This window comes from Rickettsia sibirica 246, from assembly GCF_000166935.1.
GTDB classification, from domain to species: domain Bacteria; phylum Pseudomonadota; class Alphaproteobacteria; order Rickettsiales; family Rickettsiaceae; genus Rickettsia; species Rickettsia rickettsii.
Genome location: NZ_AABW01000001.1, coordinates 407,149 through 419,227 on the forward strand (window position 1 = coordinate 407,149; position 12,079 = coordinate 419,227).

The window sequence follows — 12,079 nt, forward strand, 5'->3', positions numbered from 1 at the left end:
CCTACTAGACCCTCATTATCTATTCTTATTTCACCTACAGTCTTTTTTAGGACAAGTGCCAGATCACTCATTGTTTAAAGCATCGAAATTATTTATCAATGCCTGCATTTTCCATCCAAATCTTTAGTTATTAAACCGGCATCTTTTAAAATCTTGTTATAACTTTTTAGACCTTGCTCATCAACTACCTTATCGTTTTCATTCACTATCTTAATTTTACCGTTATCAATATATGCTTCTTTTAATTTAGCCATCTGCTCTCAATAATTAACTACTATTGCAGGATCAGCTAACTTCATTACGGATTGTCTTATGGGAATACTAGATTGTTTAGACTCAAGCTCAACTAAGTTTTGATTAACATAGTTTTTAAATTGATCTAATAATTTATGTTTTGCTTCCGGAGTAGCTACGCTTTTAAACTTATTTAAAAGGGCTGTTTCCTGATTCAGAGTATTTAGCATTAATATCGATGCTTCTTACAGATTATTTACAACTTTTAAATCGTCATTAGCATCTACACCGCCTGTCATAGCTATATATTTTAACTGCTCCAAAGGTGTATTTAAATTTTCTATGTTATAAAATTTATAGCCTTTTTAATTTTATCGTTAATACTGACAGCATTTGCCCCTTCAGCTTTAGCAAGGATTTCCAATACTTGAAGTCTATTTTCTAGAGCCATCTCTTGCTCGTTACGTCCTGTTTCTACTGCTGTATTACCTGTTAAATCAACAACTTCAACACCGACTGCACGTGCTTCTCTTCTTTCTCTAGCACCGTTAAGTACAGGAACAACTGCTTGAAGTCTAGTGACTTCTATTATTGCGTTATTGAATAATCTTCTTTCCCCCGGCATAAGATCGTCAACAAGGTCACCAAAATCTGTACGGTCCTGAATTCCTTTTATAACATTAAGCTTTTGAGCAGGAGTTAATATTTGGTAGTCAACAGTATGGTTCAATATATCATAGATTTCTATATCCGCTCTTGCTTCCCCGGTCACAGCGGTAAGGATTGCAGCATTAGCACAGTTAAGTAAGAATAATTTTGTAAGTTTAGAATTTATAGATTTAATATTTTTGCCATAATATCTAATTTCTCTTTAATAAATCTTATTACTTAAAATATTAATACTTTTTTGTTATTAAAGATAATGATACTAATCTATATTATCTCAAAAATTTATATTGATGAGTTATAAAATAGGATAGTAACATGGATTTTATATGATATTTTAGTATTTATAGGAAATGTTATTTTTGTTAATGTTTAGTTAATTTATTAAAATCTCGTAGCACATTATACGATATTACTTCTATACATGCAAGCTATATTATTAAAATTTTCATTATTTTTAAAATGCTTTATAATGATTGTTATATAAAATGATGTCATTCCCGCATGAATACCCAAGTCATCATTGCGAGCGAACGTTAGTGAGCGTGGCAATCTCAGGAATTGTTCCAATATTGCTTAGTCGAAACTTGCAGTTTTTCCTCACAATGACGCAAAAATCGTTCCACGCAACCGCGCTTTCTTACCTACACGGGAATGACATTAAACTATAAGGTATATTACTTTGTCTCTCAAAACCAAATTACTTTTTATTACAATCAGCGGCATTATAATATTATATTTTGCTATTCCTCCTGCACCTTTACTTAAAGACGTAAGTTTCTCACAAAGAGTATTTGACCGAAACGGCGAGTTAATGCGTATTTCGCTTTCTAAAGACGATAAATATAGGATATTCACTCCTATACGTGAAATACCGGCAAGTTTTATAGAAACAGTACTATTATATGAAGACAAGCATTTTTATGCGCATTTTGGCGTTAACCCCGTTTCTTTAGCCAAAGCTTTTTATTCTACTTATTTACAGAATAATCGTAAAATAGGCGGCTCTACTATAACAATGCAAGTAGCACGTTTAAGATATGGAATAAACTCTTCTACTATTCTTGGTAAAATACATCAAATCATTAAAGCTATTCATGTAGAGCTACATTATTCAAAAGATGAAATCCTAGAAGCTTATCTAAATCTAGTGCCTTACGGTAGTAATATTGAAGGGATAGCAGCCGGCAGTTATATTTACTTCAATCGTGACCTAAAAGATTTAAATTTGATCGATATTCTAAGCCTTGCAGTAATCCCACAAAATCCGCTTAAAAGAGGCGGGAATGATATTAATATTTTTAAAGCACGTAAATATCTATTTACCGAGTGGCTCACGATTCACCCACAAGATATTATTTATAATAAGTTAATTAGTTTGCCGGTTAAATTTAATCAAAATAAAAAGCTTCCTTTTATTGCACCGCATTTTACTTTAGACATACTAGCAAATAATGATAGCCCTATTATACGCACTACTATAGATAAAAATCTGCAAGCTGCTATAGAACAACAAGTTCGGCTATATATTAATGATCGGAAAAAATATGGCATTAATAATGCCTCCGTAATTCTTATTGATTTTACTACTATGGAAGTGCTTGCAAGTATTGGCTCCGGAGAGTTTTTTAATAACGATATTTGTGGACAGATTAACGGCACTAAAAGCCATAGATCTCCAGGCTCAGCTTTAAAACCGTTTGTCTATGCACTTAGTTTTGATCAATCACTAATACATCCGTTAACTTTACTAAAGGATACACCTACTTACTATGATTATTATAAACCGGAAAATTTTGATAGTAGGTTTGCAGGCGGTTTAAGTGCTAGAGAATCGTTAATAAAGAGCCGTAACGTACCTGTAATATTTCTAGCGTCTAAGTTAAAAAACCCGAATTTTTATGAGTTCTTACAACAAGCAAAAATTAGCGGCTTACGAAAACCTGAAAATTACGGTTTATCTATAGTGCTCGGCACAGCAGAAATTACTCTTGAAGAGTTAACTACTCTTTATGCCATGCTTGCTAATTTCGGTACTTATAAACCGCTTAGAAAAGTATTGGATTCTACTATGTCATTCCTGCGAAAGCAGGAATCCATAAAAAATTACCTAAATGTTGGAACAAAAATTTCATATGATTTACTGGATTCCCGCTTTCGCGGGAATGACACAGGAGAGGACAAGGATGACACAGACACCGTACTACTATCCCCCGAGGCAAGCTATTTAACACTTGATATTATAAAAGATACGACTCGTCCTATTACCTATAATAATACAAGGCATAACTTACCGATTTATTGGAAAACAGGTACTTCCAGCTCATTTAGAGATGCACTTAGCGTCGGCATATTCGGGAAATACGTACTTGCTGTTTGGGTTGGGGATTTCAAAGGGCAAACTCACGGAACATTTACAGGTAATATTGCTGCAGCCCCTTTATTCTTTAATATTATCGAAGCCATAGCTAGACCAAATAAAGATGAGGATTTAATCCTTGCAAAAATTAATGCACTAAATATTACTAAAGTAAAAGTTTGTGCAGATACCGGAGATATCGATAACGATATGTGTCCGGTTAAAGCAGAAACCTTATTCATTCAAGGCAAATCACCAATAAAACAATCCGGTATTTATAGAAAAATGTTGATAGATTTAAAAACCGGTATGCCTGCTTGTAACTTTATTAAAGGACAAACAGAATATAAAACAGTAAATTTATGGCCAACAGATATGCTTGCGGTTTATCAAAAAGCAGGAATACATATATTACCGAAACCGATACCTACAAACCATTGCAATAGGTTGATAAATTGGCATCATCAAAAACCCAAAATTATATACCCGTTAAAAAATTCCGTACATTCAATTAAAAATAGTGATAACATTACTTTTAGTGCGATTAGCGATAATAAAACCAACAACATTTTTTGGTTTGTGGAAAATGAATTAATAGCAACCGCGAAACCAAACGAAGCAGTAATATGGAAAGCAAAAGCCGGTGAATTTATTATTAGAGCTATCAGCGATAGCGGCGAAAGCGACAGTATAAAAATTTATATTAAAGAATAGATTAGCGGTTATATATGAAATTTAAAATTCCCACAGAAATTGAGATTAAACCTTTCACAGAAGAAGAAACTGCTCTTGATGCTTTAAAAGCAAATATTCTCAATGCATTGACTGAAGTGAATTATTCACTAATACCAGCAGGAAAAACACCAGAAGCTACAGAGTAGTAATAGGGTTACCTTATAGCGGAAAAAACACATTTTTAAATGCTCTTGAGAACAACCTTAAGATTAACGGTGAAGAATTTACATTTGATAAATTATTTGATTTTGAAACAACGCCGGAAATTCAGCATAAATATGAACCGGCTATATATGATCCCAAAAAATTTGAAATTGCAGAAAAAGTATTTTGGAATGCTCTAACGAAGTACCCCGATACAGTGCAATAGTTAATCAATGTATTTTTCATTCAAAAGCTAGTTCAAATGACCGATAAATTAAAATTTAATAGTAGCAAAAGAAGAGACCGTAAAATCCCCTAGTATCTTTAACAGGATTATAGACGACTTTAAAAATATTTTTCCTACAGAAGAACACAAAAAATTAAAAGGAAATGTTATATGCGTAATAACACAACATAATGAAAATAATCATGAAAACATTATACCGATGTACAAAATAGCATTGCTATTAACAAGGATATATTAGAATTCTCTGATATAAAATTTTTCTATAAACCTACTTCTCAAAATGGGGGAATAAACCTCTCTCTAGAACTAAAACACCTAGAAGAGAAAAAAGGAGTACAAAATTTAGAGATAAAGCAGCTAAGTTCATTGTTAAAGGAACAAGAAAGTCTGATAGAAAATTTACATACACAAATACAGATAAATGTAGAATGTATAATTAATACTATCCAATCAATTTTTGAAGACTTTAATGTATATACACCTCTTAACTACTCAAAATTTTTTAACTATAAGGGTTATATTAAACCATATTTACCAAGTTCTCCAATACAATACCAGCTATAGCAAAAACTCTTTCTTGTTTTGAGGGATTAGCACAATTATCAGAATTTCAAGCTATCATATTAAACAAACACGCTAATAACCTTATAGGGGTAATATTGCAAATTTTAGACTCTATTGAGAAATTCACAGACAATAAACCGGTTATTCAAGCTTACTGATATGTATTAAACCTACAAATTAAAGAATTATCATTATTTGAAGAAATGTTATCTGGTCTCAATCCAATGATTGCTATAGTTCCTTAATTGAAATATGATTCATACAAAATCACTATCTATCTTCTATAAAAAATATAGAACCTAAACACGATCAACCAGTGCAATATTATAAAGAAGCCATAGAGTGTAAATAAGTACTCAGACAAAGCAGAAGTGACTCAAACTATAGCTAGCTGCTACTCTAAAATAGGCGATATATTGAGCGAAGCAGAAGATTATATGAAGCTCTAACACGTAATGAAGAACTTAAAGAAATGTACAATAAAATCGACGATATGCTATTTAACTTAGGACGTGAAGACCCAGCTATCATATTTTATAGAAAGAATAATAAATTAGACTCTATATTAAAATGTTATGACAGTCTTATAAATAAGGCTGAAAAGCCTATAAAATATGATTTATATATGGCCCAAGGAAACGAACTTTGCTTTCAAAAACAACAGGAAACAGATGCTGCAGAATCATATTTTAAAGCAGCTGGTGTTGTACGTGATCCTCAAAAACAACGAGATGCAATGCTTATGGCATACAATATTCTTAGGAAACCCAAATAATAAGGCAATTCAACAAACAGATATTTCAGAACAACAACAAAGAGAGGGATATCTTAATGGTATAATCGGCGATATTATTGATCTGTGACCTTTCACTGGTATTAAGCGGCTTATTATTCCCCTCTGTCATCCCGTGATTTATTCACGGAATCCAGTAAAACATATAAAAATTTATTTTTATATGTTTATTTTGTTAAGCATGTAGTGTAGGTAACAATATTGAAGTTATTTTTTCTGGATCCCGTGGTCAGGCTACAGGGTGACAGTGAAAAACCCATGAACGCTCACCTTGATCTATCTATCTCAGTAAATCATTTATGCTTACTTTAGCTCTAGTAGTTTTATCGACTTGTTTTACGATAACTACGCAATAAAGTCCAGGCTTACCGGCTTCCTTAGCAGGTAATACTCCTGGAACTACAACGGAATAAGCCGGAATTCTGCCGTAAATAATTTCACCTGTATCTCTGTATACTATTTTTGTAGAGCTACCGATAAACACCCCCATACTAATTACTGCTCCTTCCTCTACTATTACACCTTCTGCTATTTCCGATCTTGCACCGATAAAACAATTATCTTCAATGATAACAGGCTTTGCTTGCAACGGCTCAAGCACCCCACCTATTCCCGTGCCGCCTGAAATATGACAATGCTTGCCGATTTGAGCACATGAGCCGATAGTAGCCCATGTATCAATCATTGTTCCCTCATCTATATAAGCACCTATATTAATGAAAGAAGGCATAATTACAACATTTTTAGCTATATAAGTACCGGTTCTAACAACAGCTCCGGGCACTTTGCGTATAGCTGCTTCTTTGAATGTATTTTTATCAGTATCTGCAGAAAATTTAGGACCAACTTTGTCATACCAACTATTATAATTGTTATTATAAAGTTGTGATTCCGTAGTGATAAAATATAGCAATATAGCTTTCTTTACCCATTCATTAACGTGCCAACTATTTTCTTGCTTTTCACACACACGAATCGTACCTTGATTTAAGCTTTCTATACTATCATTAAGAGTTTGCTTTAATGTTATAAGCTTTGAAGAATCTTGAAGAAGTTTGTCCTTAATTTGCCAAGCTTCTTCAATTTCTTTAATAAGAGAGGACATATCTTTTAACTGTTTTATTGCCAAATTTATTGCCAAAAATAATAAATGAGATTATCATGAAAGTCAAACATAATAATTATAATTAACTATGCATATTACTTGCCCAAATTGCCAAACAAGATTTATTGTTACAAGCAATCAAATAGGTATTAACGGACGACGAGTAAAATGTTCCAAATGTAGCCATTTGTGGTATCAGAAATTAGACTATAATACTAGTACATTAAATGACTTTAAAGATAAAGTAAACACGGGAACTATTAAAACTCCTATTAAAAATCATTACAATGCTAATGTGCCGGTTATTTTACCGTATATTCCTGCTAAGAAAAAATATAATATATTTTCAATATTATGGACTAGCTTTATAATTTTTTGTTTAGTGATATTACTAATAGATAGCTTTAAATTCTTAGATAAATATGATCAATTAAAGATAGAAGAAATTAATTTAGGCAAATCTCGTCATATAGGCGGTATGAAGATATTTTATAAATTATCTAATGAGTCTGATTATTTAATTTCCGATCCTATAATCAAAGTAAGAGTAATGGATACTAATAATCAAGCTTTAGATGAATATGTATCAATTACAAAACTACAAACAAAAATCCCTGCAAAACAAGCAATATATCTAGAAATGAATATTGAAGGGATCCCTATCACAGCAAAATATATTGATATTGTTATAGGTAATAGATTAGGACTTTTATTTAAGTGAGGATGTTGTTGCATAGACCAACAAAATCTACTGTCATCCCGTGGTTTAACCACGTGATCCATCAAAACAATTAAAACACTATTGAGTATTGTACGAATGTTGCTGTTGACCTGAGTATAAAGGCAATTGATGTCATTCCCACGTAGGCGGAATCCAGTAAAACATATAAAAACTTGTTTTTATACGTTTATTTTTATTAAATATGTAACCTATATTAAGGTTGTCTTGTCCCTACCTTTGCAGGAATGACATAGGGGCTATGCAACAACATCACTTAAAAATAAAAATACCCATAAGCCGAAGCTTATGGGTATTACTAAAGATATAATAATTTTTTTGTGTATTAGGAAACACCACAATTTGAGCTATTATTATCACTTGATACCATATTAACAATATCTGGAGCTTTAAATAATATAATGATTGCAGTAACTACCACTAAAGCTACTTCCCACTGCAATTTTCCTCTTAATGTTTGAATTCCCAGAACAATTATACCGACAACAGCTATACCTTTTGCAGTATTGCCTCTGAATACTTTAATTAACTTACATAATGCCTCACCTACAGGATCGCCGACAGTACCACCTAAGCTATCAAAAGCTACCATAATAATAGCCACGCTTAGAATAGTAAATAATATGCGTAATGATAGATTATAATCGATTAATTCTTCGTTTAATTTACGAATAGGAAAGTTCATATGTTTTACCTCAATAAAATAATTAGCATTTAAAAAATAATGTATAATTTATTTATATATAAATCAACTCCTAAATATATGCAATTTTAATTAATATGCAAAAATATTTTAAAAACACTTATTTTAAGTAACATTATAATCACATATAGTATAATTTAACTTCCAAATATATAAACAAACGTAAATAAAAATAACCAAACCACATCTACAAAATGCCAGTACCATGCAGCACATTCAAACCCTAAATGTCCATTACCTTCTGTAGTAAAATCTCCTCTTTTTGCTCTAAAGTAGCAAATTATTAGAAATATAGTACCTATAATTACATGAGCTCCATGAAAACCCGTGGCTAAATAAAAATTAGAAGCATATATACCATCTGTAAATTTAAACGCCGCATGGTAATATTCATATGCCTGCATAGTTGTAAAAAATATTCCAAGCAATATGGTAAGAGCAAGTGCAGTTACACAATCTTTTTGATTTTTTTCTTCTAAGGCGTAGTGAGCCCAAGTAACGGTCGTACCTGATAAAAGTAGTATTAAAGTATTGATAAAAGGAATATCAAACGGCTCAAAAGTTTTAATTGTAGGTGGAGGCCAAATGCCCTGCTTTACAACCCATACACCGTCTAAAAGACCTACGGGTGATAGACTTGATTTAAAAAAAGAAGCAAAAAATACACCAAAAAATACTATTTCCGTTAAGATAAATAACGCCATACCTATTTGCAAACCTTTTCTAACAGGACTAGTATGCTGATGTTCGACTATTCCTTCTTTCACTATATCTCTCCACCAAGAATATAAACAGTAACCTACTGAAATAATCCCTGCAGATAAAATATATATATTAAATTTGTATCCATGCATGAACGAGACGCCGCCTATAACCAAAAGAAGTAAAGCAAAAGATGTTAGGACGGGCCAAGGGCTTGGGTCTACTATATGGAATAAGTGCGATTTAGTAATAGAATATGAATTATTTAAAATTATCTTTTGACTCATATTGTTACATATTGTTATTTTATATTTCCTAATTATCACCAATAACAAACTACAAAAGTAATCTGCTATTCGCATGAGTGAAAGTAAATATAAATTATTATTGATGTAAAAGCAAATGCTAGAAGGAGATTATATAGAAAATATACCCCCAACTCAGAATTACATTATTTATTATCAATGACAACTAAAATCTCTTGACTCTTTATATTATTCAACTAATATATAGACCGCTAATAATGTTTAAACTCCATTGTTGCAAGACCAATCTGTCAAAACTTAATATTAAGTTATGCCAGGAGTCTATTATTACAAGTGAGTAAAATCATGAAGTATAATGGAGGTTGTTGTCTTACAGCAACAGATCTTAACCCCTGGCCCCTTTATTTATTAATTCTAAAAAATACAAATGCAAAAAATAAAGAACAACTTTAAAAAAAGTTTTTCTTTTCATCACCATTTCTAATAATATTACTAATGTTTTTTTATTATCTTCTTAATATCTTAGAAGTAAAATATTTCTAGATTTTTTAACTAATTAAGTTGTTAACTCTAAATTTTCTTACTTAAAATTATAGAGATACGACAAATTATCTTCACTATTTTACTAGTTATTTCTGCAAATATTGCCTCAGTACTATCATTCATTATAGCAATATTTTTATGTTCAATTTCATCAAGTCGAAATTTAATAATATTATTTAATAATTCTGGCTCAACATTTTTATTTTCTAAATAATTTATTTGCTGTTCATAATGTTTTTCTATTACTTCTTCTACACTCTCGGTAATAAGCATCGCCGTTTTTATTCCCATCAAGGAAGATAAAGCACCAAGTAAAAATCCGTAATGATGCCAAAAAAATAATAAAAACGTGGGTCTCACTTCTTTTTCCAGTAATTTTTTTTCAAAATAATTTAAATGCACTTCTTCGTGGTCAAGCATTTCTTTAATCAATATACGATCATTTTGAGATTTAATATATTTTAGCTGTCCTTGATAAATTCTTTTTGCACCATATTCTCCGGCATGATTAACTCTAATTATCTCGTGAATTTGTTTGTCAGGGTCAGAAAAATCAGGTCTAGGCATAATGTATACTCGTTTAATTTGAAAAATTGGCTACGTCATCTTATAAGAGCTACGGTGCTCACGTATTAAGTATACGCTCCGCTCCTCGCCTTATAGTCTCCTTGCTCTTTTCCAAATTAAACTTCGTCTACTCTTCATTTACTTTGGAGTATACTTTGGAATAAATCGAAACTAGCAGGATTTAACTTATAATCCACTTCTGCCTGTTGTAGCACTTTTAAAGTCTTTAGACATTCAGTGAGGCTAAGACCGTTTGCTATCTTCGTAAAATCATTAATATACTGATAGAAAATCGGTGGTGATAATGATTTTATTGCGAGTTCCAAACGCTCACCGTTTTTTACTTTCGACAAAACTATATATAAACTTAAATAATGCCTTATTAATGCTCTAATAATTAAAACTTCATTGATATTTTGTTTTTTTAATATATCAAGCTCTTGCAGAAAATTACTATAATCTTTTTTTGAAAAATACATTGCTAAATCACTGCCGTTTGCCGTAATTTCGCTACTTATAACTTCTAGAACGTTGTTTAAAGTAATTTCGCGTGCGTCGTGAACAAAATATATTAATTTATTTATTTCGCTACAAATTAAATCATGATCACCTTTTAAATGAGCTTTTAAATAAGTGATAGCTTCTTTACTTATAACTTTATTAGTTTTTTCTACTTTACCTAAAATAATTCGTTCAATTTTTGCTTCATCATCATGATAACAAGCAACTGCTGCTAAATATTCTTCCGTTTCAAAAAACTTTCTAATGCTCCCACTAGAAGTCATTTCTTCACCTATAAATACAGGAAAATTTATATAATCACTGTTTAGAATTGTTTTTAAATTCTGATCGATTGAATTCCCAACCGATCTAATTTTAATTAATTCTTTTTGACCAAAAAAATTAGACGAATTAAGTAATATTTCTAAAGATGAAATATTAAGATCTGCGTATTCTATAGAAGTTTGTAGCATATTTAAGCTTTGTACTAAATGCTTACAAATTTTTTCTATATAACCTTTATCAGGACCATATAGTAAAAGAGCTCTAATCTTTCCGGATGTTATTAGTTCAAATAATCTACCTATTTGTGAAAAATAAAATTTCATAACTTAACTATTTCCGTGTAAAATATAAAATTAATCTGCTACGAATTTCTTCTGCTGCTTGATATGCCAAGTCTATTTCTGTTTTATCTCTTTCAACATTTGTCGCATATGGTGTAAAAATAGCATTATATGACGTGTTTTGGTAAAACTTCTCTTCAATTAAAACCTTTTGGCTTTCTATATCAATTAATTTATATCTAACTAATTGATTAATATATTCCCTTAAAACATTGGAGTTTTTTTCAATAGTAGCAGGCATAGTTGTTGTGATAAGCTTTACTTTAAGCAGATATTTTGCTTGTGCTTTCTGAGGTAAAATACTAGTTAAACGATGATAAAACTCAGCCCCTTCAATTGTTCGAATTGGTTCAACTTCAATAGCTTCTAAATCATTATTTCTACTGTATTTTTCACTATATACCGGTTTTAAATTACAACTGCTCATTAGAAAGAATATAATTATTACAAATAAAGAACGCATATATTAGATTAAGATTGGTTTTTTTATATTAATAACAGTTTATTTCGATTTTGTGAAAGAAAATTATAATAATATGTTAATTTATGTTGACATTAATAAGTGAGGCTTGTATGCTGCCACTT

General features: G+C 31.0%; 13 protein-coding genes and 1 pseudogene. 5 read left to right on the forward strand and 9 right to left on the reverse strand.

The window, feature by feature from the left end; all coding sequences use genetic code 11:
* Positions 1-95: 95 nt before the first annotated feature.
* The 3 genes from RSIB_RS09715 to RSIB_RS03710 all read right to left on the reverse strand — a co-directional run bounded on the left by RSIB_RS09715 (position 96) and on the right by RSIB_RS03710 (position 1,006).
* Entirely contained in the window at positions 96-254 is a 159-nt protein-coding gene (locus RSIB_RS09715) for a hypothetical protein (RefSeq protein ID WP_004996506.1), read from the reverse strand.
* Between the two features lie 6 nt (positions 255-260).
* Positions 261-464 carry a hypothetical protein gene (locus RSIB_RS03715; RefSeq protein WP_004996507.1) on the reverse strand — a complete coding sequence of 68 codons (204 nt, stop codon included), beginning with the start codon at positions 462-464 and terminating at the stop codon, positions 261-263.
* A gap of 110 nt (positions 465-574) precedes the next feature.
* Positions 575-1,006 carry a hypothetical protein gene (locus tag RSIB_RS03710; protein WP_004996508.1) on the reverse strand — a complete coding sequence of 144 codons (432 nt, stop codon included), beginning with the start codon at positions 1,004-1,006 and terminating at the stop codon, positions 575-577.
* 576 nt (positions 1,007-1,582) lie between these two features.
* On the opposite strand from RSIB_RS03710, the gene pbpC reads away from it, so the two are divergent.
* From pbpC to RSIB_RS03700, 4 genes and pseudogenes are all read left to right on the forward strand, one after another.
* A complete protein-coding gene (gene pbpC / locus RSIB_RS03705) occupies positions 1,583-3,973 on the forward strand; it encodes a penicillin-binding protein 1C (protein ID WP_004996510.1) in 2,391 nt (796 codons plus the stop codon).
* 14 nt (positions 3,974-3,987) lie between these two features.
* On the forward strand, positions 3,988-4,140 hold the full coding sequence (locus RSIB_RS09105; RefSeq protein WP_004996517.1) for a hypothetical protein: 153 nt from the start codon (positions 3,988-3,990) through the stop codon (positions 4,138-4,140).
* Between the two features lie 260 nt (positions 4,141-4,400).
* A pseudogene (locus RSIB_RS10410) lies at positions 4,401-4,623 on the forward strand (hypothetical protein).
* A 798-nt stretch (positions 4,624-5,421) separates the two neighbouring features.
* Positions 5,422-5,724 (forward strand): hypothetical protein, encoded by a 303-nt coding sequence (locus RSIB_RS03700; RefSeq protein ID WP_004996519.1) that lies wholly within the window; start codon positions 5,422-5,424, stop codon positions 5,722-5,724.
* Positions 5,725-6,022: 298 nt separating this feature from the next.
* On the opposite strand, the gene dapD is transcribed toward RSIB_RS03700, so the two are convergent.
* The gene (gene dapD, locus RSIB_RS03695; protein WP_026053088.1) at positions 6,023-6,847 is read right to left on the reverse strand and encodes a 2,3,4,5-tetrahydropyridine-2,6-dicarboxylate N-succinyltransferase; all 825 of its coding nucleotides are present in this window, start codon (positions 6,845-6,847) and stop codon (positions 6,023-6,025) included.
* A gap of 88 nt (positions 6,848-6,935) precedes the next feature.
* Between dapD and RSIB_RS03690 the strand changes: the two genes are divergently transcribed.
* Complete coding sequence (locus tag RSIB_RS03690; RefSeq protein WP_016728160.1) at positions 6,936-7,568, forward strand: MJ0042-type zinc finger domain-containing protein; 633 nt, start codon at positions 6,936-6,938, stop codon at positions 7,566-7,568.
* 343 nt (positions 7,569-7,911) lie between these two features.
* Here RSIB_RS03690 and RSIB_RS03685 read toward each other — a convergent pair whose 3' ends face one another.
* The 5 genes from RSIB_RS03685 to RSIB_RS03665 all read right to left on the reverse strand — a co-directional run bounded on the left by RSIB_RS03685 (position 7,912) and on the right by RSIB_RS03665 (position 11,957).
* Positions 7,912-8,271, reverse strand: a complete 360-nt coding sequence (locus RSIB_RS03685) for a TrbC/VirB2 family type IV secretion system protein (RefSeq protein ID WP_004996524.1) — start codon at positions 8,269-8,271, stop codon at positions 7,912-7,914.
* Positions 8,272-8,426: 155 nt separating this feature from the next.
* Positions 8,427-9,278, reverse strand: coding sequence for a cytochrome c oxidase subunit 3 (locus tag RSIB_RS03680; protein ID WP_004996526.1), 852 nt, complete (start codon positions 9,276-9,278; stop codon positions 8,427-8,429).
* A 549-nt stretch (positions 9,279-9,827) separates the two neighbouring features.
* Positions 9,828-10,367, reverse strand: a complete 540-nt coding sequence (locus RSIB_RS03675) for a demethoxyubiquinone hydroxylase family protein (RefSeq protein WP_004996528.1) — start codon at positions 10,365-10,367, stop codon at positions 9,828-9,830.
* A gap of 134 nt (positions 10,368-10,501) precedes the next feature.
* Positions 10,502-11,476 carry a DNA polymerase III subunit delta gene (gene holA, locus RSIB_RS03670; RefSeq protein WP_004996532.1) on the reverse strand — a complete coding sequence of 325 codons (975 nt, stop codon included), beginning with the start codon at positions 11,474-11,476 and terminating at the stop codon, positions 10,502-10,504.
* A 7-nt stretch (positions 11,477-11,483) separates the two neighbouring features.
* Positions 11,484-11,957, reverse strand: a complete 474-nt coding sequence (locus tag RSIB_RS03665; RefSeq protein ID WP_016728162.1) for a hypothetical protein — start codon at positions 11,955-11,957, stop codon at positions 11,484-11,486.
* Between the last annotated feature and the right edge of the window lie 122 nt (positions 11,958-12,079).

Bases quoted from the DNA above. Each gene is read 5' to 3' on its own strand.
- RSIB_RS03675 (WP_004996528.1), bottom strand. From the start codon at position 10,367: ATGCCTAGACCTGATTTTTCTGACCCTGACAAACAAATTCACGAGATA.
- holA (WP_004996532.1), bottom strand. From the start codon at position 11,476: ATGAAATTTTATTTTTCACAAATAGGTAGATTATTTGAACTAATAACA.
- RSIB_RS03680 (WP_004996526.1), bottom strand. From the start codon at position 9,278: ATGAGTCAAAAGATAATTTTAAATAATTCATATTCTATTACTAAATCG.
- RSIB_RS09715 (WP_004996506.1), bottom strand. From the start codon at position 254: ATGGCTAAATTAAAAGAAGCATATATTGATAACGGTAAAATTAAGATA.
- RSIB_RS03715 (WP_004996507.1), bottom strand. From the start codon at position 464: ATGCTAAATACTCTGAATCAGGAAACAGCCCTTTTAAATAAGTTTAAA.
- RSIB_RS03685 (WP_004996524.1), bottom strand. From the start codon at position 8,271: ATGAACTTTCCTATTCGTAAATTAAACGAAGAATTAATCGATTATAAT.
- RSIB_RS09105 (WP_004996517.1), top strand. From the start codon at position 3,988: ATGAAATTTAAAATTCCCACAGAAATTGAGATTAAACCTTTCACAGAA.
- RSIB_RS03700 (WP_004996519.1), top strand. From the start codon at position 5,422: ATGTACAATAAAATCGACGATATGCTATTTAACTTAGGACGTGAAGAC.
- RSIB_RS03690 (WP_016728160.1), top strand. From the start codon at position 6,936: ATGCATATTACTTGCCCAAATTGCCAAACAAGATTTATTGTTACAAGC.
- dapD (WP_026053088.1), bottom strand. From the start codon at position 6,847: ATGTCCTCTCTTATTAAAGAAATTGAAGAAGCTTGGCAAATTAAGGAC.
- RSIB_RS03665 (WP_016728162.1), bottom strand. From the start codon at position 11,957: ATGCGTTCTTTATTTGTAATAATTATATTCTTTCTAATGAGCAGTTGT.